The sequence below is a fragment of the Sulfitobacter sp. M22 genome (assembly GCF_021736025.1).
In the GTDB taxonomy this organism is placed as follows: Bacteria; Pseudomonadota; Alphaproteobacteria; order Rhodobacterales; family Rhodobacteraceae; genus Sulfitobacter; species Sulfitobacter litoralis.
Genome location: NZ_WMEC01000003.1, coordinates 41,115 through 64,861 on the forward strand (window position 1 = coordinate 41,115; position 23,747 = coordinate 64,861).

Below are 23,747 nucleotides of genomic sequence, written 5' to 3' on the forward strand. Positions count from 1 at the left end.
GCGCCCTACCTAAAACATCTCATCAATCATACGCGCGTTCTGCGACCGGTCGGAGAAAGGAAGCCAGTTAATGTAGCTGCGGTTGAAACGGGGTTCGAACTCGTACAACGCGCGTTTTGCCCGCGCCACCGCATCAGGGCGGCCCATACGGTGAAGCGCCAACACTTTGACCATATGGGAATACCAATAGGCCGGACGCAGCAACAACGCGTGATCCGCATGCTGCAAGGCTGCGGATAAATCGCCCGCCAAAAGGGCGGCCAGCGCATATTCCCCTTCAAAGCAAAAGCGCTGCGGGTGGTGCGGTGCCAGACGGATCGCGCGCTCTAGCGCGTTGATCGCTGCCAGTGGGTCCCCGTCATAGGCCAGATTGGTGCCGCGCTGGTCATGGGCAAAGGCGAGAGACGGACACAGGCGAATGGCCTCGTCCGTGTAATGCACCGCGGCCGACTTGTTGCCCAGCCAACACTCCGCACAGCCCGCGATCCAATAGCCGCGCCCGTCCGATACATCCAGTTTGATCGCCCGCTGCGCCTGCCGCCGCGCCAATTTGATATCACGCGGATCGGCGCGACAGGTCCAGACCCGCCACAGCGTGGTCAGCGCAAGATAGATATGCGCCTCTACGTGGCCGGGATTGCGGGTGGTGATATCCTCGAAGATCATCCGCGCCTTTTCGAAATCTTCCGGCGTGAGCCGGTTGATATGCCACCGCCCCTGCCAGACCAGCGCCGCGTCGCTTTGGGCTGCCCGCGACTGGGACCGCTCTTCGTAGGCTTGCGCCAGCGCGCAGCTAAAGTTCCCCGCCACGTCGATCGCCAGTTCGCGGGCCACGGCGGCAAGATCAGCCCCCATATCGGCCGGATCCGCCGCAAGGGCAGTGAACTGGGCGCGTTTGACCGACTGGCCGGTCGTGAGATGCGTCAACTCTGCCGTCAGGATCAGCTGCGTCCCGTCGGTGCGCAGCTGTCCCGTCACCGCATAGTTGGCCGTCGCGGGCCGCGCCGCCCCTGCGGCACTGCGGGCAGTGTGCACCGTCCAATCCATAAATGAAATCCAGCGATGCCGCGCCAACTGGTCCAGCACCTGTTCCCCCAGCTCCTGCGCTTGGGGGGCCGGATGATCGGCACTGGCAAAGGGCATCAACGTCACACAGGGCACATCAAGCGGGGCGGCAACCGGGGCCACCGTGCCCGCGCCGCCGCCTTGATGTGCGTCTATTTGGCGGGCCCAGAAACCGCGCTGCTCGCGCAGCCAGTTGTCAAACTCCGGATCTTTGACATCAAGCCCCTCAAGGAACTCTTCCTGCCCCGTTAGGCGATCGGCAAGCCCGCCTAGATCCAGCGCATCAACGTCCACTTGGTCCAGCGACAGCGTGACCGTGGTACGATCCGCCTGCAACACCTCGTCCATCGGGGCCAAGGCACGGCGCAAGGCAGACAGCGTCTGGCGCAGGCTCGCCGCGCCCTCACGCTCTCCGCGTTCGCTCCATAATTTGTATTGCAACCACCGTCGTTCGCGTCTGCCACCGGGGGCGACGGCCAGCAGCGCCAGCAGCGCGCGCGCTTTCTTCGACGTGATTGTAATACCCGACCCATCGCTCAGCCGCAGATCGAACGGCCCGATGACATTCAGCTTTAAGCCTAAGGTCTTATGAGATCCATCTGCCACAACAACCACACCATTTCCGCATAGGTTGAGTGTGCGGGATACGCCGCGATCCGTCAAATTCTAATTGTGCGCACATGTTTCCCCAACGGCATTGCAAAACCCGCCCCGGCGTGGTGCATCTTTGCCAACCGAAAAATACCAGATGACATGGACGGAGCCCGACCAATGACCCAGAACGCCCCCCTTAAACGCCGAACCGGCGGACAGGTCCTTGTAGACCAGCTTTTGATCCACGGGGCCGACACAGCCTATTGCGTGCCCGGTGAAAGCTACCTCGAGGTGCTGGACGCGCTGCATGATGTGCAGGACCGCTTTACCCTGATCAACGCCCGCCACGAGGCAGGTGCCGCAAATATGGCCGAAACCTACGGCAAGCTGCATGGCACCCCCGGCATCTGCATGGTCACCCGCGGCCCCGGTGCCTGCCATGCCGCCATCGGCGTGCATATCGCGCAACAAGACAGCACGCCGATGATCCTGCTTGTGGGCCAGATCGCCCGCGACACCACGGACCGCGAAGCTTTTCAGGAGGTCGACTACCGCGCCATGTTTGGCCCCATCGCCAAATGGGCGACCCAGATTGATGATGCATCCCGCGTGCCCGAATATATGGCCCGCGCCTTCCGCGTCGCCACCTCTGGCCGGCCCGGTCCGGTTGTCATCGCCCTGCCCGAAGACATGCTGACCGATATCGTCGAAGTCGCAGATGCCCGCCCCTATACCGCGACCCAAGCGCAGCTTTCGCCAGCAAATGTCGACGCGCTGACGGCAGAGATCGCACAGGCCAAACGCCCGCTGATCCTGCTTGGCGGTTCCGGCTGGTCCGAGGACGCCGCCGCTGCGATCACCCGCTTTGCCGAGACCAACAACATCCCCGTCGCGACGTCCTTCCGGCGGCAGGACATCGTGCACAACCTATCCCCCGTCTTTGCCGGCGATTTCGGCACCTCCACTGCGCCGACGCTGTTTGCCCGTCAAAAAGAGGCGGACCTGCTGATCGTCATCGGGGCTCGCCTTGGCGAAATGACCACCAAGACCTACACCACGCTGCAGTCGCCCAACCCCGACACGCGTCTGGTGCATCTGCATCCCGACGCTGATGAAATCGGGCGGGTGTATTCCCCCGACCTCGGGTTTGCCGCCTGCCCCGCCGCCGCCGCGGCGGCACTGGCCAAAGTTGATCTGGGCCGCGCTGACGATTGGCAGGACTGGTGCGCCAAGCTGCACGGGGATTACCTGACCGACACCGACAGCCCCAATGGTGACGACTGGGAGCTCGACATGGGCGTCGCCCTTTGCCAGATCCGCGACGGCCTCCCCCAGGACACAATCGTGACGCTGGACGCTGGCAACCACACCGGCTGGGCGCAACGCTATCTGCGCTTTGGCCGCCCGGGGCGCATCGTGGGCTCGACCTGCGGCGCGATGGGGTATTCCGTACCAGCGGGCGTTGCTGCCGCGCTGGCACATCCCGATCAACTGGTGTTGTCTTTCGTCGGCGATGGCGGTTTCATGATGAGCGGTCAGGAACTCGCCACCGCCGCGCAATACGGTGCGACGCCGATCGTGCTGCTGTTCAACAACGGCATTTATGGCACCATCCGCATGCACCAGGAACGTGATCACCCCGAACGCATTTCAGGCACCACGCTGATCAATCAGGACTTCTGCAAAATGGCCGAAGGCTATGGGGCCCATGCAGAACGCGTGACGAAGACCTCAGACTTTGCGGCCGCCTTTGAACGGGCCCGCGCCAGTGGCTGTCCCGCGTTGATCGAATTGGTCACCAACCCCGAACAGATCTCGACCCGCACAACAATCACGAAATTGCGCGATGCGGCGAAAAGCAAATAGTCTCTAAACTCAATATTAGAGACAGATATAGCGCCCCGCCCGCAGTTTGAACTTGGGCGGGGCACCCTTCCCCGGAACGCAGACCAAAGGATCCAGCGATGATTGATCTCTATACTTGGACCACCCCGAATGGCCGTAAGGTCTCCATTCTGCTCGAAGAGTTGGGCGTGGACTATACCACCCATGCGATCGACATCACCGCCGACGCACAGTTCGCCCCCGATTTCCTGGCCATAAGCCCCAACAACAAGATCCCCGCGATCAAGGACCATGACAACGGCCTGACCTTAATGGAATCTGGCGCAATCTTGTGGTATCTTGCTGATAAATATGGGCAATTCCTGCCATCAGATGCGATTGGGCGGGCCACGGTGCATGAATGGCTGATGTGGCAGATGGGCGGCCTGGGCCCGATGGCCGGACAGGCGCATCACTTCTTACAGTTCAACCCGGGCAAGGCCCCCTACGCCGAAACCCGCTATGCGACCGAAGTGCAGCGGCTGTATGGCGTGCTGGATAAGCAGCTTGAGGGGCAGGATTATATTTGCGGTGCCTATTCCATCGCGGATATGGCCTGCTGGCCGTGGGTTGCACGGTATGAATGGCAGCGTGTAGATTTAATGCAGTTCCCCAATGTGCTGCGCTGGTACAAGGCGCTGCGGTCACGCGACGCTGTGGTCAAGGGCTACCAAGTGCCAAAAGACGTGGGCGAAGTTCCCCGCGGGGAACCATAAGCCGCGGGCACCGTCACAGCCCGTCGATTAGGATATCCAACGCCCGCTTCAACGCATCGCGCTCTGCCTCAAGCGAAGTCACCTTGTCGCGCAGCGCGGTGCCGGGCACGGCGGCAAGCTCTTGCACCCGCACGATCCATACGGTGCCGTCGATCTCTACCTGCGGGGTCAGACCAGGAAAGGCAGCATACCGCCCCGCCTCGCGCAGCGGTGCCACCACGCGCGAGGCGTCGATGCCAATCAAGTCGGTTTGCAGATCCACCACAAGCTGCCCGCCCGCAAGCCGGTACACATCAAACTGCGCCATAACGCGCCCTAAAAACTACGGAAGCGTTCAAGCGGCAAGCCCTCGGCCTCCACCTCTTGCGCATAGGCATCCAGTGCCTGCTGGTTCTCGATCCGCCAGCGACGGTTGCGTTCTGCCTTGGCGGCCTCTGAAATCGCAGCCTCGGCAAGCCGCGACATGTTCAGCCCAAGCGCGCGCGCCGTTTCGGCGACGCTGGCATCTAATGTAAGATTTACTTTGACACGGCCCATGGCACCACCTCGAGTTATGCGTACAAGTCAGGAGTATAGGTGAGGATGAGGATTCGGGCAAGGCGGCGTCGGTTGGCGCGCATATATGGGCCTATCTCGCCAATCAGTCCCGACCTGTCGCAAATTAGAAGGGGCAAGACGATCCGCCCTGCCCCGTTAAACATTCAGTCTTCCTTATCGAGCGCCGCTAGGAATGCTTCGATACCGCGCTGCAATCGCGCCTTGCTCACAGCCGAGAAATCCCGCGGCAAGCGCATCTCGACCTTTCCATCCGACGCGATCACCCGCATCTCGCCCTGCGGCAGCCCAAGGCGTAAAGACGTCTTGGCTGAACTGCGGCCCGCGGGCTTTGGGGCGGTTTTCTTGGCCGTAATACCCGCACGCAAGATCGCCAGTTCGGCATCACCGTCGCGGTCGGGTTGCCTGATCAATGCCTTTTTCAGCGCCATAGCGTGCCCGGCGTTCGCATCCAGATAGCGATACACATCCAACCCAAGCGCGCGCGGGATCACCTCGGGGTGTCGCAACGCACCGTCCAGATCTGCCAAGACCCGCGCGAACTGGCGGATATAGGTCTTCTTCTGCTTCAATGCAGAGGCATATAGCGTGCCGACCGCATCGCTGACATCGATGCCGGAATCTTGCGCATATAACAGGGCCAGCCGCGCCATTTCGCCAAAGGACAGGTCTTTGCGCACGAGGTTCTCATCGACCATTTTGCGGTAAAGATCTGCCAAGGGTTCCCCGCGGGGAACCAGCGCTGCGGGGATGCGGGAATAGCGCGGGTCGCCTGTTTCAGCAGCAAGCTCGCGAAAGGCGGTCAGACGTCGGAAGCCCTGAATGAGCTCATAGCCGTTGTCCGTCTGCTCTACACGAATGGGGTTCGACAGACCGACCGATTGAATCGACTGCTTCAGCTCTGCCAGCTCGGGATCGACATTCGCCGACCGGTCTCGGGTCAGCTTGTTGGTGTGCACATCCGACGTCTGGATCAAATCGGTGATCAACCCTAACCGTTTTAACCGTACATGCTCATGCGCCAAGGCATCGTTTTCGGCCCGGATAGCGGCCTCTGCCGTGGCGCGCTCAGAGGTCGCCTCCAACGTTTCCGAGATCGCACTGGCCATCGGACCACGGCGCGCAGGGGCGGGGGCAGGGGCAGGGGTCGACGTGGGCGCAGCGCTCGGGGCTGGAGAAACAACCGGATCGCTGTTCTGCAGCGGGTGTCCTTGGATGTTGTATTCTTTCACGACCGGCGGCGCAGGCTTATCGTTCCCCGCGGGGAACCCCGCCGCTTCTTCCTCGTCATCCAGTTCGAAGTTGATGTCAAAAACAGACCGCTTCTTAACCATTATTCATCCTCCAGCTTATCCCACGCGTCCACCAGCGTGGTACGGAATTCATCATAGGCCCGATCAAAGGAAGCCCGTGCGCGGCGCCAAGTCTCGCGGGTCATCTGACGATAATCCATCTCGTAGATCGACGACAGGAACCGGCCAGACTGCTCGACCGCGCGGGTCATTTCAATCGGGTGCTCTGCTACATGTGGCTTGAAAACCTGATGAAAGGCTGACTGCATCGCACGGTGTAGATCGTTATTAGGCTCGAAACGGGTCAATAGAAACTTGATGTCGGCAAACGCCTTCACCGGATCCGTGCCCGTCGGCAACCGACCGCGGAAGCGACCGAGATCCTCCAGCGCCTCGGAAAGCTGGCCGATAAAGCTGGTGGTGCTGTCATATTCCCAATAGCCCGGGCCCGACGGAATGTACAAAACATCCGCCGCAAAAACCGCGTTCATAGATTGGTACCCAATGGCAGGGGGGCAGTCGAAGATGATCAGGTCGTAGGCGTCAGGCGGGATCGTATCAAGGTAGCGCGACACCGCGGCAAAGAACGACCATTCAGGGTTCAGGTGCCGGTACTGCGCGCTGGCAAATTCGACAAAGGCCGCGTTGGCGCAGCTCGGGACAAGATCGATCGTGGGCCAGCTGGTCGGCTTGATGAAATCAGTGGCGCGCAATTCGCTAAGCCCCATGCCGGTGACAGAGGCAGGCAGTTTGCGTTGGGGCAGGGTGGCCCCGCTTTCGGCACCGCCCTGAACCGCATTCATCCGCTCTGTCTCGCGGATAAGATCGCGGGCCATGATGCCCCAGACGGTGACCTCTTCTGACACGTCGGACAGCCCCATCGAATGGCTGAGCGTGGCCTGCGGATCAAAATCCACGGCCAGCACGCGGTAGCCGTCCAGTGCGGCGGCATGAGCGAAGTGCAGCGCGACGGTAGACTTGCCCGCGCCACCCTTGAAGTTCGCGATCGCGGCGCGCACCGCCCGTTTGCCCGCAGGCCGCGGCGGCATCAGCGAACGGTTCTTGATTTTGAGCTTGCGACGCAGCTCGTTGATTTCCTCCAGCGAATACCAGCGCTGGCGGCCTTCTTCCTCGACTTGCCCCTCGGGCAGGGACGGGTCTGCCGCCAGCCTGCCGCGCAGGGTCGATGGGTTGGTCTTAAAGATCAGCTCCGCCACCTCCCAGCTTGAGAACCGGCGCAGGGTCTTTTCCATCTCAGGCGAATACGTCTGATGCCGGATGTGCCCCTGCATCTTGAGCGACTGCGCCTGAAGCTTTGCCAGGTCCGCATAGGTAAACATAAGCTGTCCTTTTCCCTACCCGTTCCCCGCGGGGAACCACAACGCCGCGCGCTGTGGCGACACCGGAAAACCCGTAAGAGAACGCTAATTACTACTCAATTTGGATTTACGCTGAATTTGCATCTTATGGAAAGACATATATTCTATGAACGGGGTCGCAATATCCCTTATACCACACGGCCACGACGCGATTCGCCACATAGCACCCGCTTTATAGCTCAAGCACGGAAATATAGGGGGACAGCAGGATCGGCACCGCGAGATATTGGGGGACAAAATCGCTGCATTAGGGGACGCCCTGTCTGTCCCTCTATACCAGTGATACCTTAACTTTCAATTTTGAATGGGAAAGAAAGAGGGTCGGGGCAAAACCAATCCTTGACAGAATCGGGTTTCCGGACGCAAATCAGGGAAGAGGCGGAAAGGACGTTGTCCACGCCCCGAGGATCCACAAAGAGATCGAACTGAGGCTGCACATTCACATCGTGCCAGATCGGAGCAGCTATGCTTTCACCCAAACCCGTGGGGCGCGACGCCGCCGCGCGCAAATACGACATCATCACTGCCTTGGGGGCCTATGCCCTTGCCGGTGGTAAACACGATCACCGTTTGGTGTTGCGCTTCATTACACTAGTGACGGCGCGCTACAACTGGGCCCGCAACGAACTGGCCGTCGGTCAGCGCGAGATCGCCCAGCTGTGGTCCGTTGATGAGCGCACCGTCAAACGCGAGATGGCAAAGCTGCGCGGGTGTGGCTGGCTCGTGGTCAAACGACAGGGCGCGCGCGGACGGGTGACGGAGTACGGGCTCGACCTTGATGCGATCCTTGAAATGACGCGGCCGCAGTGGCCGCATGTTGGCCCCGACTTTGATCTACGGATGCAAGGGGCACCCGAACCTACACGCGTTGTGCCATTGCCGGTACGCGGCACCGCGCCGACACCGCCGGTTGAGGGCGGGAGCGAATGGGCGTTGGCACAGACCGTGCTGCATGCCGAAGACGCGGGTGTCTATGGCAGCTGGCTGCATAACCTCACGCGGCACGATCGGGCAGGGGGGCGTGTGACGCTTCAAGCCCCGAGCCGTTTTCACGGTGCCTATGTCCAGACCCACCTGACCACCCGCGTGCTGGCTGCACTGCAAGCTGTCGATAGTGATGTCTCTGACGTCGTGATCATCGCCTGAACCAGGCTGCCAGATTTGCCTCACCCGTTGCACCACGCTTTACCATTGTAATCCGCCAAAACGCGGGCGACATTCGCCGCAAATGGGGAAGGGGAGCATATCATGCATTTGAACGGACAAGCGGCCATCGTCACAGGTGGTGCATCAGGATTGGGCGGGGCCACGGCTGAATTTCTGGCACAGGCCGGGGCCAAGGTGACCATCTTTGATATGAACGCCGAATTGGGCGAAGATAAAGCCGCCGCCATTGGTGGCAAATTCCTGCGTGTTGATGTGACTGACGAGAGCGCCGTCGAGGCGGCGATTGCCAAGGCCGAAGGGCTGCACGGTAAGGCGCGAATTCTGGTGAACTGTGCAGGCATCGGGCCGCCCGCGAAGGTGGTGGACCGGGATGGCGCGGCGCTGCCGTTGGCGAGCTTTGCAAACGTGGTGAATGTAAACTTGCTGGGGTCATTCAACGTGCTGTCGAAATTCGCGGCCGCGCTGCACAAGGCAGAGCCTGTGGGCGAGGAGCGGGGCGTGATCATCAACACGGCCTCGGTCGCGGCGTTCGACGGGCAGATCGGGCAGGCGGCCTATGCCGCGTCTAAGGGCGGGATTGTGGGCATGACCTTGCCCGTCGCCCGCGAGCTGGCGCGCTATGGCATCCGCGTGATGACGATTGCGCCGGGGCTGTTTCTGACTCCGCTTCTGGCCAGTCTGCCGCAAGAGGCGCAAGATTCGCTTGGCGCGCAGGTGCCCTTTCCCAGCCGCTTGGGCGACCCGTCCGAATACGCCAAAATGGTCGGCGCGATCATCGATAACCCGATGTTGAACGGTGAAACGATCCGCCTTGATGGCGCAATCCGGATGGCGCCGAAATAGAGACTACTTAGGGAGGAAAGCACAATGGCACATGCCTATATCGTAGAAACAGCCCGCACCGCAGGGGGGCGCCGTGGCGGCGCGCTGCGCGACTGGCACCCTGCTAATCTGGGGGCCGAGGTACTGAACGCGCTGGTCGCACGCGCGGGGATCGACGGCGCGGTCATTGATGACGTGATCGTCGGCTGCGTCAGTCAGGGCGGAGAGCAATCCTTTGCCTTCGGGCGCAACTGCGTGCTGGCGTCGAACCTGCCGCAATCTGTGCCTGCGGTGACCATTGACCGGCAATGCGGCAGCTCGCAACAGGCGGTGCAATTCGCGGCACAGGCGGTGATGTCGGGCACGCAGGATGTGGTTGTCGCCATGGGTGTCGAAAGCATGACACGGGTGCCGATGGGATCGAACGTGTCGCTTTATGCCAAGGCGGGATTGGGCGAGGGACCGTTCAGCGACCGGATCGAAGCACGGTACGGCACCAAGAATTTCAGCCAGTTCATCGGCGCCGAAATGGTCGCGCAAAAGCACGGGTTCACCCGCGAAGAACTGGACGCCTACGCGCTGGAGAGCCATCGCCGCGCCACGGCCGCGCGAGACGGCGGGGCCTTTGACGCCGAGATCATTCCGCTGGCCATCGACGGCGGGATGCACACGCTTGACGAAGGTATCCGTGATGATGCGTCGCTTGCGTCGATCGCTGGCGTAAAGCTGTTGGACCCTAACGGGATGATCTCTGCTGCGAATGCGTCGCAGATTTGCGACGGTGCGGCGGGGGTGTTGGTCGTGTCCGAGGCGGCGCTGAAGAAATACAACCTGACCCCAAAGGCGCGGATCGTGAATCTGACCGTGACGGCGGGCGACCCTGTGATCATGCTTGAGGAACCTTTGCCTGCCACCGACCGCGCGTTGGAACGGGCAGGTATGAAGATCGACGACATTGATTTGTTCGAGGTCAACGAAGCCTTTGCGCCAATCCCGATGGCCTGGGCGAAACACACTGGTGCCGATCCGGCCAAGTTGAATGTGAACGGCGGCGCGATTGCGCTTGGGCATCCGCTGGGCGCATCCGGGGCGCGGCTGATGACGACGCTGGTGCACAGCCTGCATGCGCGCGGCAAGAAATACGGTTTGCAGACCATGTGCGAAGGCGGCGGCATTGCCAACGTCACGATTATCGAGGCGCTGTAGTCGCAACCATAAGAAGGAGATGAGGGACGTAACGTCCGTCATTTCCAAAGGCCGCACATCCTGACAAGTTGCAGGAAAATAATACGTCCCGGAGGAACAAGATGACGCTACCCGCCCTTTTCGACAATTTGCGTATCCCGCTGATTGGCAGCCCGCTGTTCATTATCTCGAACCCTGATCTGGTGATTGCACAGTGCAAGGCCGGTATCGTGGGTAGCTTTCCTGCGCTGAATGCACGCGAAGCAGAAGGGGAGCCGATCGAGCTGGACCGCTGGCTGACGCGCATCAAGGAAGAGCTGGACCGTCACAACCAAGCCAACCCCGACAATCCCGCCGCCCCTTATGCGGTGAACCAGATTGTGCATAAATCCAACACCCGTCTCGAGCGCGACGTAGAGATTTGCGTCAAGCACGAGGTGCCACTGTGGATCACGTCCTTGGGCGCACAGGAATGGCTGAACGACGCGGCGCATGGTGCGGGTGGTGTGGTCTTGCATGACATCATCAACAACCGCTTTGCACATAAAGCGATTGAAAAAGGGGCCGATGGTCTGATCGCTGTGGCGGCTGGTGCAGGGGGCCACGCCGGGGCGTTGTCGCCACTGGCGCTGATTCAGGAAATTCGCGAATGGTTTAACGGGCCGGTATTCTTGTCCGGTGCGATTGCCAAGGGCGACAGCATTCTGGCGGCGCAGGCTATGGGTGCGGATGGTGGCTATGCCGGGTCGGCGTTTATCGCCACGCAAGAAGCGAACGCTGACGACCGTTATAAACAGATGATCGCGGATTCGGGCGCGTCGGATATCGTCTATTCCGATTTGTTCACCGGGGTTTGGGGCAACTATCTGAAGTCCTCGATCGAGGCGCAGGGGATGGACCCGAACAACCTTGAACGGTCCGACCCGTCGAACATGAACTTTGGGGCTGACCGCGAAAAGCCCAAAAGCTGGAAAGAGATTTGGGGGGCCGGGCAGGGGATTGGCGCCGTCAAGGATGTGCGCCCCGCCGCCGAGGTGGTAGAGCGTCTGGCAACAGAATACGCCGCCGCCCGCAAACGTCTGTTCGATCAGACCGCGTGAGTGTAAAACAGGCCGTCCCTTCGGGGGCGGCTTTTTTGATGCGAGGACAGAGATAGCGATGCACGACACACCGCAGACGACATTGCGCCGATTGTTCGACCGGGCCGTCGCGGTGGCGGACCCGATGCAATCGCTGGCCACGCATCTGCCGCCCAAACCGGCGGGCCGCGTCGTGGTGATCGGCGCGGGCAAGGCAAGCGCGCGCATGGCAGAGGCCGTCGAGGCGGCGTGGGGTCCTTGTGACGGTTTGGTGATCACCCGCTATGGATATGCGCGCCCCTGTCAGGGGATCGAGATTGTCGAGGCCGCGCATCCCGTGCCCGATGCAGCCGGACAGGCGGCAACCGCGCGGATGTTAGATCTGTTGAGCGGCTTGGGGGAGGGGGACTTTGTGCTGGCGCTGATCTCGGGCGGGGCGTCGGCGCTGCTGACCGCGCCCTTGGGGGAGATTACGCTGGCCGAAAAACAAGCGGTGAACGCGGGGTTGCTGGCCTCTGGTGCGCCGATCACGCAGATGAATGTGGTGCGCAAGCATCTGTCGCAGGTCAAAGGCGGTCAGCTGGCGGCGGCGGCTTATCCGGCGGTGATGCACACATTGATGATCTCGGATGTGCCGGGGGATGATATGGCGATGATCGGGTCCGGCCCGACGGTGGGCGATGCCACCACATCGCAGGACGCGCAGGCGATTTTGACGCAGTGGGGCGTGGCGGTTCCGGCTTCGGTCACGCGGGCGCTCGCTGCGGGGTCTCAGGTCGTGCCGCCGGGTGATGCGCGGCTGTCGCGGGTGATGAACCGGATTTATGCAGCCCCCAAGCAATCACTTGATGCGGCACAGGCTTTGGCCGAGGCGGAGGGGTATCGCGTGATTCGTCTGGGCAATGATATTGAGGGCGAGGCCCGCGAGGTCGCCCGGGCCCATGCCGCCTTGGCCCTGCAAGAACAGGCGCGTCTGCGTCATGGCGATGCGCCGGTGATAATCCTGTCGGGTGGGGAGCTAACGGTGACACGGCGCGGGGAGGGCGTTGGCGGACCGAATGCGGAATACGCGCTTGCCTTGATGTTGGCCCTGAACGGGGCGGCGGGCGTCTGGGGGTTGGCCTGCGATACCGACGGCGTCGACGGCGCGGCCGAGGTCGCAGGGGCCATCATCGGACCCGACAGTTTGGACCGTGCCCATGCGGCAGGAGTTGATGCGAAGGCGGCGCTTGCCGCAAATGACGCGCATGGTTTCTTTGAATGTATTGGCGGTCAGGTCATAACAGGACCGACGCTTACGAACGTCAACGACTTCCGTGCACTGGTTGTTTTCCCAGGTTAGAATTCAATTTTAGATTGGATAGCGTTTAAGAATCTGTTCATGTTTCTCGCATAATCCTTCGTGCAAGCTACAATTAACATTGGCACCGAAAACGGTGCTACCTATAAGTGAAGAATGCCGTTAACCTTTTCAGCAAGCGGCTTTCAGCGGAATGGGCGCTGTATCCAGTTTTGCGAATTGTGAGAGAGTAGTTTTGTTCAAGCGCTTAGATTTGATTTTGGTCGTCGCCTGCCTTTTCGTGACCTTCGGGATCTACGCAGAAGGCGCGCGCATGAACCGCGCCGCGGCCAAGGCCGAATTTGCTCGCATCACCGAAGATGGCCTGCAGGCGCTAGACCGCCGGATGAATATCTATCTGCAAAGCCTGAACGGTGCTGCAGGGATGATGCAGGCATCCGAGAATATCGAGTATGACGACTTCGAAACCTTCGTTGAAAGTGTCGATATCGAAAATTACCTGCCCGGTATCAACGGGATCGGTTTCATCGAACCTGTCGCAAGGGTGGACGAAGCAGCCTTTGTGTCCCAGATGCGCGCCAATGGGACGTCTGGGTTTAAGGTGCGTCCTGAAACCAACCACGACCTAAAGTATGTGATCAAATACATCGCGCCGGTGCTGCCCAACAAGGAAGCGGTGGGGCTGGATATCAGCTTTGAAAAGGGGCGACGCGAGGCGGCAAATCGGGCGCGTGAAACGAACACACCACAGCTGACGCCGCGTATCCTGCTGGTGCAGGACGCGATGAAAGAGCCGGGGTTCTTGTTGCTGCGCCCGCTGTTCTATAGCTCGGGACAGCGCGATGGGGAGTTTCGCGGTTGGGTATATGCGCCCTTTGTTGGCCGGAACCTGCTGCAAGACCTGACGCCGAACCAGAACAACGTTTACGATTTCCACGTATATGACGGCGACACGACCGATCCCGAAGCGCTGATTTATGCCAGTCAGGATCACAATCATACGGCCGGCAAATATGGCACCACCTATACCACCGAATTCTTTGGCCGGACCTGGACGGTGCAGTTTGAAAGCACGCCGCAGTTCGAAGCGCTCTTTCCCGGTGGTACCCCACTTCTGGCGCTGGTCGCAGGGATCGCGTTGACGGCAATGTTGATGATTGTACTGCGTGCCATACGCCAGCGCGCAAATTCCTTGGCCGAAGTCGCAAAACTGCGCGAACAGCAGATCAGCGCCCGCGAGGAGGAAAACCGGTCGATCATTGAAAACAGTGTCGTGGGCATCTTCATTCTAGATCACCGGCGGCAGGTCCTGTTTGCCAACCATGCTGCGCTTGAAGTTTTCAACGAGGTAGAGGACGGCATGGGCGGGCGTCCCCTGTCTGACTTTGTCACCCCTGCCCAAGGAGTTCCTGATGACGCCGGCTATAACGCGACGGGCAAGACGCGGGACGGGGCCGAGCTGTATCTTGACGTGCACCACAACGACTGGGTCACGCTGAATGGTGTCAAACGGGTGACGGCCATTGTGCGCGACGTGACTGCCGAAGTGGGGGCCGTGGAAGAACTAGCGGGAATCAAGGAACGCTACGATTATGCGTTGGCCGGATCAGAGATCGGTGTCTTTGAAGTTAATCTCGCGACTGGAAAATCGGTAGTCTCACCGACTTGGCGGAAGATTACCCATGTGGCTCCCGAGGTCGAGGATACTCAAGAAGCCTTCCTGAACCGCATCCACCCCGACGATTTGCCCCGGCTGCTTGAGGCAGATAAAAACTGTATCACCGGCAAGGCCGAAAGATCGCTCACGGAATTTCGGATGCAGTTTGGCGACAGCTGGCGCTGGATGCGGTCCGATGCCGTTGTCGTGGATCGCGCGTCCGATGGTACGGCGAAACGGATGGTCGGCACACAAAGCGACATCACCGCCCTGCGCCACGCCCGAAACGCGCTTGAGGCAAGTGAAAAGCGGTTCCGCACCGTGTTGAATGCTGCCCCCGTCGGCATGGCGACGCTGAACAGCGACGGTCGGTTTACCACCGTGAACAATGCTATGTGCGAGCTTACGGGCTATTCCCAAAAGGAGATGACCGACAGCTTTACCCTCGGACAGGTCATCCCTAAAAAAGACGTAAAGATGATGCGGGATATCGTCACCCAGTTTACCCAAAGCGGGTCGAACGAAGTGTATCGGGGCGAACATCCTATCCTGCACAAAGACGGTGGCGAACGATGGGGATTGTTCAACATCACCTGGACCTATGACAAGAATGAAGACGCTTTTGTCTTTATCGCGCAAGTTAACGACATCACCGATCAAAAGAAGATCGACGAAATCAAGAATGAATTTGTCTCAACCGTTAGCCATGAATTACGCACGCCATTGACGTCGATCAAAGGCGCGCTTGGGCTGATTGAGATGTCGGCGCGGGACGCTTTGCCTGCATCCGCCCTGCGTCTGATCGAGATCGCGCGGAATAATGCGGACCGTCTGACCACCATCGTGAACGACATTCTGGACCTCGAAAAAATCTCGTCGGGCAAGATCGATTTCGACCTCGACCATATGAGCCTGAACGAGGTCATCGATTCCGCCGTCCACGAGATGATGCCTTTCGCAGTAACGCACGGGACCAGCCTTCAGATTGATGTGCCCGAGACGCCGATCCATGTAACGGCGGATTGGTCGCGCATGATGCAGGTTCTGGCAAACCTGATTTCCAATGCCTGCAAATATTCAAACGAAGGCACAGCTGTTACGATCAAGGCGGAACCGATTGGCGAAATGGCGATCGTCTATGTGCAGAATTTCGGCCCCGGCGTGCCTGAAAATTTCAAGAACCGCATCTTCCAGGCGTTTTCGCAGGCCGATGGATCAGACACACGCGCAAAGGGCGGGACCGGCCTTGGGCTGAACATCACGCGGCAGATCGTGTGGCGGCAGGGCGGGAATATCGGGTTCGAAAGCAAGCCGAGCGGGACGACTATCTTTTGGTTTACGTGCCCGTTAAGCAGTGGTCCTGCTGACGTGCAGGGGCCTGTCCAGCCGCCGCAGCTCGAGGTCGTTGCTGATACGGAGCGCAACCTAAAGGTGTTGCATCTTGAGGATGATGAAGAGTTTGCAGAGGTGCTTCGCGAGGGGTTAAAGCCCTTTGCCGACGTCCAGAACGTCACTCGTCTGAACGAGGTTCCTGCCGCGCTGAATACGGGACCGTTGGACGTTATCGTTCTGGACTGGACGGTGCCGGATGGTGATGCAAGTGCCGTTCTGGACGACATAGCAAGGTTTCAACCCCAAGCGCGGGTGGTCGGACTGACATCGGATGCCGCACGCGACAAGGATAGCCGAGTGGGCACGCATCTGGTAAAATCGCAAACTGAGCTATCGCATATTATCAACAGCATTGTCGGGTCGACATAAAGCCTGCGCTGATCTATCTCAGGTTGTGTATAATTTATTTTAAGTCGCCTTAAAAATGACTAGATGCTTTTGTCTATAGGGGCGCAAGGGATAAGAGGGTGCTGAAGCTGGGATGGTGCCTTCTTTTTGTAGATAAGGACGTCCTATGTCTTGGAACGAAAAAAAGAGCCGCATCGCGACTGGTTTCGTCGCAGGGTCGGCTTTGGCCGGAGGGTGGTACACCTCAAGCGCGGCGCTCTTGTCGGGTGGGGCTGCCCAGACTGTTCCCATTGTTGGCGCGATTGCACTTGCCGGCCTTGTTCCCCTGATTGCAATGAATTTTCGATCGACGCCGGCGCGGTCCACGATAGATGACAGCCTTAAGCAACAGCTCAGCGTCCTGAAGAAGCACACGATGGTGAATGTCGTCGACATCGATAACCGGCTGGTAGAGGTGAACGACCTGCTGCTTGAGGCGACGGGCTATACACGCGACGAACTGATCGGCCAACCGGTCAAGATGTTATATGCCAGCGACAACCATATCACGACAGCCGAAATTCGGGATTTTCTAAGGCAGGGCAAGGGCTGGCAAGGCCAGACCACATTGCGTCATCGTGATGGCTCTAGCTGTGTGACCCAAACGACCGTAACGCCGCTGCGGGACGCCGATGGCAATTGGATAGGGTCGATCTCGGCGCGCACGGATATTACGGCAACCACAAAATTGATCGCCCGACGCGACACGGCCATGACATTGCACGAGCTACGCGATGACATCTGGATTGTGTCTGAACAGGATCTTGAACTGCGGTATATGAACCTCGCAGCAAAGGCGCGGTTCGGCTGGGCAAAACGCCCTGACGATGGGCTGACTGTGCGTGATATGTCGCGGGACAACGGGTGCGAAGACGTGCTTGAGGCGTGTTTGCGGATAGTGGACACAGGCGAGACGTTCACCACTTTTAGCGCACAGATCGGGTCTAAGAAATTCGACGGGTCGATCAAATGGTTGAACAAGGGGACCGCCGATGGTCGCTTGCTAATCATGTTGCACGACATCACCGAACGTCTTGAACAAGACCAGCTTCAGGCGGATTTCATTTCGATGGTCAGCCACGAGCTGCGGTCGCCGCTGACCTCTATCAAGGGATCCATGGGGTTATTGTTGTCCAAGGCCGCGGGGGAGCTGCCACCCAAGGCCGAAGGGCTGCTGGAAATTGCGCATCGCAACGCCGACCGTCTGGTGCTGATTATCAATGATATTCTGGACATCGAGAAGATATCGTCGGGACGTCTGGATTTCGAGATGGAAACCGCAGACCTGTCAGAGTTGATCGCGGAATCTTTGCGGGCCAACGCGATGGCGCATCAGCGGTTTGGTCTTCAAATCAAATGCCGCGGTGTTGATACCTCGACGTTTATCGAAACTGACGCCAACCGTATCATTCAAGTTTTAACCAACCTTATGTCGAATGCCGCGAAGTTTTCCAAACCCGGCGGTGTGGTCGAAATTTCTGTTACCAAGAACGAAGAAGTCGTTAGTGTATCCGTGCGTGACGAAGGTATGGGCATTGCCACAGAAGACCAACACAAGATTTTCCAGCGTTTTGCAGATATGGCAAACTCGGATCGTGCGAGCAAAGGCGGTACCGGTTTGGGGCTGAGTATCTGTAAAGCAATTGTTGAAGGTTTGGGTGGGACGATCAATTTTGTGAGTGAAGAAGGGCGGGGGACAACTTTCACCTTCACTTTACCCGTCAAAACGCGGCATTCTGAGCCGGACAAAGATTTTGAAAGACTAGAAAATGTTGGATAAGTGTACCGTATGATCAAATTGCTTCACGTAGAAGACGATGCCGATATCCGCGAAATCGCCAAGATGTCTCTCGAGCTTTCGGGCGATTTCGTGGTTGAACAGTGTGATTGCGGCGAACAAGCGCTTGAAAAGACGCTCGATTATATCCCCGATGTATTTCTGTTGGACATGATGATGCCGGGCATGACGGGCCGCCAAACGCTAGAAAAGCTGCGCGAGAATCCGAACTTTGCAAATGTACCTGCAATTTTCATGACCGCGCGGGCACAGCCCAACGAGTTGGAAGAGCTGCGCGGCATTGGCGCGACAGAGGTGATCAGCAAACCATTTGATCCCATGTCGCTGGCAGACCAGATCAAAGCCGCCATCGCGTGAAGCCTACCAAATTTTAGAATACAGAAACCGCAGTGGCGTACACTGCGGTTTTTTACTTTTGTATCATATCCGTAGTTTCTGATGTTCAGGGTGCCAAGCGGTTGATCCGAACGCTTTGCGGTGTGAACTCACGGTGAAGTGCAGTTCTTGATATCTCGTTTTACTCCAACCGGTTCTGTATTTCCATCAGGTTGCTTTCAAAGACCTCAGCGGCCTTAAGATGTTTCCTGGCGGAGAACTCGGTGCCTCGGTCGAAGGTGATCGACTGGCGCGCGTCGGCGGGCAGGGGAGCCAACCCGTTGATCAGGGACTCCTTGATCGGCTTGGATTGGCGATCTTCATTACGCATCTATCCGCTGGATTCTCAAGGGTCGTTGCGACGGTTACCGCTATCTTAGTTTCATGAGTTCTTCCCTGAATGCTTCCGTTGGTGTGCGCCATCCCAGACACTTTCTGGGCGTGCCGTTCAAGCGGTCGCAAATCGACTTCTTATCTCGATTTGAGAGCGCGGCCACAGGCGCATCTCTTGGTAAGTAGCGCCGCGCACGCTTGTTCAGGTTTTCGACGGAACCCTTTTGCCACGGGGCTTGCGGATCACAGAACCATGCCTCGGTTCCGATTCCAGGTTCCAGCTTGCGCCAATTCCTAAACTCAATACCTCTATCAAAGGTGATCGATTTACGGGCCGTTTGGGGCAGGGGTTCCATCACAGTCATTAGCTTGTCCATCAGATGCGTTGTGCTGCGGTCGTTGTTACGGAACAGGACGGCGAAGCGGGTTTTCCGCTCAATGAGCGAGGCGACGTTCATCTTACCCTGAGCACGCTCGAAAATCATCAAATCGCCCTCCCATTCGCCAAAAGTCTCACGCGTATCAACGTAGTCGGGTCGTTCATGGATGGACCGATCTGGCGGGAAAACAAGGCCACGGGACCTGCGTGAATGGTGCGGTCTCCGTTTCTTGCGCCGGTTTGGGAGGTATCGGGCCAGCTCTTTGGATTGACCGTCTGGACTGTAGACATAAGCATAAATTGTCTCGTGGCTCACACGAACTTTCTGGCCTTCAAAGAACAATCGACCCGCGATCTGTTCGGGAGACCAACCTTCTTTGAGCTGTTTGATCACAGCCTTTCGCAGGCCGACAAGGCGCACCAATTTTTGACGGCGTGCACGCCTTTGAACCGCAGCGCGTTGAGCAACAACACCATAGTATCCGTTCAATTCCGGCAGGTCTTCGTCGGCATAGCGGTTGCGCTTGATGTCACGATAAATCGTCGAAACATGCCTGCCGATCTCCGCTGCTATCTCTCGTACGGGTATCTTAGCATTCAACATATCTTCAATCGTGCGCCGTTCACGCAGGTTTAGCTCTGTATGGGCCATCTTTCATTCTCCTTGCTTTCCAGCAAGATAGGGGAAATTTCGCAACCCAGTTTAGAATGTGCCCGCGCTACAACGCTAGACCGGATAATGAACGTTATGTTAATTTATATCTACGTATTCATATTCGGATCTCACGACCGCAGCCAATCAGATAACTCCGCATCGCTAATAGAAGCACCGGTCTAAATGGAACCGCTGTCTGGTCGCGTCCGGCACCGTATTTCGCTGATCGTGCTGCCAAATTGTATTTTGAACGCGCGCGCCAGTGTGGCTGCGGAGCTAAAGCCGGTCCGGGTCGCGATCTCGTGGGTGGGCATACTCGTTTCTAGTGCAAGGCTCCGGGACTGGATCAGGCGCAGACGGCGGTAGTATTGGCCGGCCGAAACCCCGAGCTCGCGGTGGAACATGCGATCGAGCGAACGAAGTGAAACCCCGGCATGCTGCGAGACCTCCCTGAGGGTGACTGGCTCTTCTATATATTTCAACATATAGCGCACCGCCCGCCCAAGGCGGGGCGACAGTGCGCCGCTTTCCGCCCGTCGTGCGTCGGCCGTATCATATACGAAAAGCGTGCTTACATCATGCGCCAGCGCATCTCCGGCCCGATCACGGATCAGATCAAGAGCCAAGCTCATGGCCGAGGTTGCACTGCCAGCGCTTTGCCGATCCCGATCCACGACGTAGCTGTCGGCCACGACATCAACCTCCAGAAAGGCTTCGGCAAATGCGTCGAGCTCGTACCAATGCACCGTCGCACGGCGCCCGTGTAGCAGGCCCGCGGCGGCCATGACCCACGCCCCCATATCAAGCCCAATCAGACTATCTGCCCGACGGGCTGCGGCCCGAACCTGCGGCCCGAACCTGCGGCGGCTCGGCCTGCTCTCTGACGCCGTATCCAGCCACGATGACAAGCGCATCAACGCGATCAAGCGCTTCTAATGCGATATCCGGGCGTAGCTGCATACCCGACGAACTGCGGATCGGCCGCCCGCCAACAGTGGCCACCTGCCAGCGAAACAGCGGATTGCCCGAAATGTCGCAAGCGGCGCGTAAAGGCTCTACCGCGCTGGCGAGCACCATGTTTGAAAAGCCATCGAAGGGCAAAATAGCTAATCGGAAAGGGTATATTGGCGACATATGCAAGCAATATGGCAGTTTAGGCCAATAGGAAAGTTGGTTCCTTTCTAAGGTGGCCGCAACAAGACATCACGCAAACGGAGGCGACAACGTGAACTGGGATACATTCATCACCTGTGCGGTGACAGGTTCAGGCCAGAGCCACACAAAAAGCGACAAAATCCCCGTAACCCCGGCAGAGATCGCCGCCGCCTGTGTAGAAGCCGCCAATGCGGGCGCCGCGGTGGCCCATGTGCACGTGCGTGACCCTGAAACCGGTGCCCCATCGCGCGACATCGCATTGTACCGCGAAGTTGTGGCGCGGGTCCGCGATAGCGGGACCGATGTGATCTTGAATCTGACAGCTGGCATGGGCGGTGATATCGTCCTTGGCTCGGCCGAAGCGCCCTTGCCGTTGAATGAGCGCGAAACCGAGTTGATCGGGGCGACCGAACGTTTGGTCCATGTCGAGGAATTGTTGCCGGAAATCTGCACGTTGGATTGCGGCACGATGAATTTCGCCGAAGCTGACTATGTCATGACCAACACACCTGGCACCCTGCGTACAATGGCCAAGCGCATTCAGGCGGCCGGCGTGAAGCCGGAGATCGAGGTCTTTGATCTGGGCCACCTTTGGCTAGCCAAAACGCTGGTACAAGAGGGGCTGATCGACGATCCGGTGCTGGTGCAGCTTTGCATGGGCATCCCTTACGGCGCGCCCAATGACCTCAATTCAGTCATGGCGATGGTGAATAACATGCCCGAAGGCTGGTGTTATTCGATGTTCTCTATAGGGCGCATGCAACTGCCATTCGCGGCCCAAGCTGTACTTGCAGGGGGCAATGTGCGCGTCGGGCTAGAGGATAATATCTGGCTGAGCAAAGGGGTGAAGGCCTCTAACGGTGATCTGGTTGAACGGGCCGTGACGATGCTGTCGGCGATGAACGTTAACCTGCTGACCCCCGCCGAAGTGCGCAGCAAGCTGAACCTGAAAAAACGCTGGTAAATCCGGCGCGACAACGGGCGTTAATACGCCGCTAGCAAGGGAGATTTGCTATGACCCTATCCAACCTCGACCGCCGCGGTTTCCTGCGGACAAGTTCGGCTGCTGCCCTAGCCTTGGGGCTTGCGCCTGCGGCTTTTGCACAGCCAGCGCCCAAGCGTGGGGGCAGTGTGCGGGTTGGCAGTTCGGGGGGGCGACGTCTGACACGATCGACCCGGCCACGACCTATGGTGGGGTGGTTGCTCTTGGGATGCTTGCCGTGTGCAACACGCTGCTAGAGATCGACGCTGCGGGCGTGGCGCAGCCTGAACTGGCCGAAAGCTATGAAGCCAGTGACGATGCGGCGACATGGACTTTCCGCCTGCGCAAGACGAACTTTTCCAACGGCAAGCAAGTCACCGCGAAGGACGTGATCGCGTCGTTTAACCATCACCGTGGCGAGGATACGAAATCCGGTGCCAAAGAGCTGCTAAAGCAGGTGAAAGAGATCCGGGCCGACGGTGACAATGTTGTCGTATTCGAGCTGACCAGCGGCAACGCCGATTTTCCATATGTCACCGCCGATTACCACATGTGGATCATGCCGGAAAACGGCGAAGGCGGGCTGGACTGGCAGTCGGGTGTCGGCACTGGCGGCTATACGTTGGAAGAGTTCGAGCCCGGCGTACGCATGCGTCTGAAACGCCGCGACGACTATTTCAAATCCGATCGGGCCTGGTTTGATGAGGTGACAATTCTGACCATAAACGACCCGACCGCGCGTCAGAGCGCGTTGGTCACCGGCGAAGTGGATATCATTAATGCCGTGCCGACAAAAACCGTCCATATGCTCAAGCGCCGTCCGAATGTGCATACGGTCGAAGTCACCGGCACCTCGCATTTTCCGATTGCAATGCAGTGTAGCAAGGCACCTTTCGAGGATGTGAACGTGCGTCTTGCCCTGAAACATGCGGTGAACCGACAGGAAATGCTGGATAAGGTGCTGCGCGGCCATGGCAGCCTTGGCAATGACCACCCCATTGCACCGTCGCAGCGGTTTCATGCGGCAGATCTAGAGCAGCGGACCTATGATCCCGACAAGGCCAAGTTCCACCTCAAGAAAGCCGGGCTCGACAGTTTGGATGTAACGCTTGCCACCTCTGACGGGGCCTATTCCGGCGCGGTTGATGCCGCCGTATTGTTCCAGCAAAGCGCGTCCAAGGCGGGCATCAACCTAGAGGTCAACAGCCGACCAGCTGATGGGTATTGGTCCAACGTCTGGATGAAAGAACCCTTCTTTATGGGGTATTGGAACGGGCGCCCGACCGCTGACTGGATGTTCAGCCTTGTCTATGGCGCTGGTGCTGCGTGGAACGAGACCAAGTGGCAGAACGACGAATTCAACACGTTGCTGATCCAGGCGCGGACCGAGCTGGACGAGAACCGGCGGGCCGAGATGTACGCCGATATGCAGCGGCTTTGTCGCGACGATGGCGGGGCGATTATCCCGATGTTCGGCAACTACATCGACGGCAGGAACGACCGTGTCGCCCATGGCGAGGTCGCGGCGAACCAGTATCTCGATGGCTGGAAGGCCATCGAACGCTGGTGGCTCACCGACGTTTGATCCCCCCTGCT

Annotated in this window: 21 protein-coding genes and 1 pseudogene; 13 read left to right on the forward strand and 9 right to left on the reverse strand. The window is 58.8% G+C overall.

Annotation, left to right across the window (positions count from 1 at the left end; all coding sequences use genetic code 11):
- Positions 1–9: 9 nt before the first annotated feature.
- Positions 10–1,671 carry a hypothetical protein gene (locus GLP52_RS16515; RefSeq protein ID WP_237272950.1) on the reverse strand — a complete coding sequence of 554 codons (1,662 nt, stop codon included), beginning with the start codon at positions 1,669–1,671 and terminating at the stop codon, positions 10–12.
- Between the two features lie 165 nt (positions 1,672–1,836).
- Here GLP52_RS16515 and GLP52_RS16520 point away from each other — a divergent pair, with 165 nt between their 5' ends.
- Together GLP52_RS16520 and GLP52_RS16525 are read left to right on the forward strand one after the other, a co-directional pair.
- A complete protein-coding gene (locus GLP52_RS16520; protein WP_237272951.1) occupies positions 1,837–3,525 on the forward strand; it encodes a thiamine pyrophosphate-binding protein in 1,689 nt (562 codons plus the stop codon).
- Between the two features lie 98 nt (positions 3,526–3,623).
- Positions 3,624–4,259: a glutathione S-transferase family protein gene (locus tag GLP52_RS16525; protein ID WP_237272952.1), complete on the forward strand. Its 636-nt coding sequence runs from the start codon at positions 3,624–3,626 to the stop codon at positions 4,257–4,259.
- 13 nt (positions 4,260–4,272) lie between these two features.
- Here the strand turns inward: GLP52_RS16525 and GLP52_RS16530 are convergent, their stop codons facing one another.
- The 4 genes from GLP52_RS16530 to GLP52_RS16545 form a co-directional block, all read right to left on the reverse strand.
- Positions 4,273–4,566, reverse strand: coding sequence for a CcdB family protein (locus GLP52_RS16530; RefSeq protein WP_093732851.1), 294 nt, complete (start codon positions 4,564–4,566; stop codon positions 4,273–4,275).
- Positions 4,567–4,574: 8 nt separating this feature from the next.
- Positions 4,575–4,796, reverse strand: a complete 222-nt coding sequence (locus GLP52_RS16535; RefSeq protein ID WP_237272953.1) for a type II toxin-antitoxin system CcdA family antitoxin — start codon at positions 4,794–4,796, stop codon at positions 4,575–4,577.
- A gap of 164 nt (positions 4,797–4,960) precedes the next feature.
- A complete protein-coding gene (locus tag GLP52_RS16540) occupies positions 4,961–6,148 on the reverse strand; it encodes a ParB/RepB/Spo0J family partition protein (RefSeq protein ID WP_237272954.1) in 1,188 nt (395 codons plus the stop codon).
- Positions 6,148–7,446: an AAA family ATPase gene (locus GLP52_RS16545; RefSeq protein WP_093732848.1), complete on the reverse strand. Its 1,299-nt coding sequence runs from the start codon at positions 7,444–7,446 to the stop codon at positions 6,148–6,150. Before GLP52_RS16545 ends, GLP52_RS16540 begins: the two co-directional genes overlap by 1 nt.
- A gap of 504 nt (positions 7,447–7,950) precedes the next feature.
- Here GLP52_RS16545 and GLP52_RS16550 point away from each other — a divergent pair.
- The 8 genes from GLP52_RS16550 to GLP52_RS16585 all read left to right on the forward strand — a co-directional run bounded on the left by GLP52_RS16550 (position 7,951) and on the right by GLP52_RS16585 (position 18,629).
- Positions 7,951–8,631 (forward strand): DnaA N-terminal domain-containing protein, encoded by a 681-nt coding sequence (locus GLP52_RS16550; protein WP_093732847.1) that lies wholly within the window; start codon positions 7,951–7,953, stop codon positions 8,629–8,631.
- 102 nt (positions 8,632–8,733) lie between these two features.
- Positions 8,734–9,495: an SDR family NAD(P)-dependent oxidoreductase gene (locus GLP52_RS16555; RefSeq protein ID WP_093732846.1), complete on the forward strand. Its 762-nt coding sequence runs from the start codon at positions 8,734–8,736 to the stop codon at positions 9,493–9,495.
- A 24-nt stretch (positions 9,496–9,519) separates the two neighbouring features.
- Positions 9,520–10,680 carry an acetyl-CoA C-acetyltransferase gene (locus GLP52_RS16560; protein ID WP_237272955.1) on the forward strand — a complete coding sequence of 387 codons (1,161 nt, stop codon included), beginning with the start codon at positions 9,520–9,522 and terminating at the stop codon, positions 10,678–10,680.
- 101 nt (positions 10,681–10,781) lie between these two features.
- Positions 10,782–11,759, forward strand: a complete 978-nt coding sequence (locus tag GLP52_RS16565; RefSeq protein WP_093732844.1) for an NAD(P)H-dependent flavin oxidoreductase — start codon at positions 10,782–10,784, stop codon at positions 11,757–11,759.
- 58 nt (positions 11,760–11,817) lie between these two features.
- The gene (locus tag GLP52_RS16570; protein WP_237272956.1) at positions 11,818–13,080 is read left to right on the forward strand and encodes a glycerate kinase type-2 family protein; all 1,263 of its coding nucleotides are present in this window, start codon (positions 11,818–11,820) and stop codon (positions 13,078–13,080) included.
- 271 nt (positions 13,081–13,351) lie between these two features.
- Positions 13,352–16,456, forward strand: a complete 3,105-nt coding sequence (locus GLP52_RS16575) for a CHASE domain-containing protein (RefSeq protein WP_237272957.1) — start codon at positions 13,352–13,354, stop codon at positions 16,454–16,456.
- A gap of 145 nt (positions 16,457–16,601) precedes the next feature.
- A complete protein-coding gene (locus GLP52_RS16580) occupies positions 16,602–18,254 on the forward strand; it encodes a PAS domain-containing sensor histidine kinase (protein ID WP_237272958.1) in 1,653 nt (550 codons plus the stop codon).
- Between the two features lie 9 nt (positions 18,255–18,263).
- Positions 18,264–18,629 carry a response regulator gene (locus GLP52_RS16585; protein WP_093734529.1) on the forward strand — a complete coding sequence of 122 codons (366 nt, stop codon included), beginning with the start codon at positions 18,264–18,266 and terminating at the stop codon, positions 18,627–18,629.
- Between the two features lie 214 nt (positions 18,630–18,843).
- On the opposite strand, the pseudogene GLP52_RS16590 reads toward GLP52_RS16585, so the two are convergent.
- The 4 genes and pseudogenes from GLP52_RS16590 to GLP52_RS16605 form a co-directional block, all read right to left on the reverse strand.
- Positions 18,844–18,978: pseudogene (locus GLP52_RS16590) on the reverse strand (IS30 family transposase); the annotation flags it as partial.
- Positions 18,979–19,018: 40 nt separating this feature from the next.
- Positions 19,019–20,011 carry an IS30 family transposase gene (locus tag GLP52_RS16595; RefSeq protein WP_237272959.1) on the reverse strand — a complete coding sequence of 331 codons (993 nt, stop codon included), beginning with the start codon at positions 20,009–20,011 and terminating at the stop codon, positions 19,019–19,021.
- Between the two features lie 182 nt (positions 20,012–20,193).
- A complete protein-coding gene (locus tag GLP52_RS16600) occupies positions 20,194–20,799 on the reverse strand; it encodes a GlxA family transcriptional regulator (protein WP_237272960.1) in 606 nt (201 codons plus the stop codon).
- A gap of 31 nt (positions 20,800–20,830) precedes the next feature.
- Entirely contained in the window at positions 20,831–21,091 is a 261-nt protein-coding gene (locus GLP52_RS16605) for a hypothetical protein (RefSeq protein ID WP_237272961.1), read from the reverse strand.
- Positions 21,092–21,239: 148 nt separating this feature from the next.
- Between GLP52_RS16605 and GLP52_RS16610 the strand changes: the two genes are divergently transcribed.
- The 3 genes from GLP52_RS16610 to GLP52_RS16620 are packed head-to-tail and all read left to right on the forward strand — an operon-like array spanning position 21,240 to position 23,736.
- Positions 21,240–22,133: a 3-keto-5-aminohexanoate cleavage protein gene (locus GLP52_RS16610; RefSeq protein WP_093732968.1), complete on the forward strand. Its 894-nt coding sequence runs from the start codon at positions 21,240–21,242 to the stop codon at positions 22,131–22,133.
- Between the two features lie 50 nt (positions 22,134–22,183).
- Positions 22,184–22,408: a twin-arginine translocation signal domain-containing protein gene (locus GLP52_RS16615; protein WP_237272962.1), complete on the forward strand. Its 225-nt coding sequence runs from the start codon at positions 22,184–22,186 to the stop codon at positions 22,406–22,408.
- Positions 22,381–23,736: an ABC transporter substrate-binding protein gene (locus GLP52_RS16620; RefSeq protein ID WP_237273777.1), complete on the forward strand. Its 1,356-nt coding sequence runs from the start codon at positions 22,381–22,383 to the stop codon at positions 23,734–23,736. Before GLP52_RS16615 ends, GLP52_RS16620 begins: the two co-directional genes overlap by 28 nt.
- The last annotated feature ends 11 nt before the right edge of the window (positions 23,737–23,747 follow it).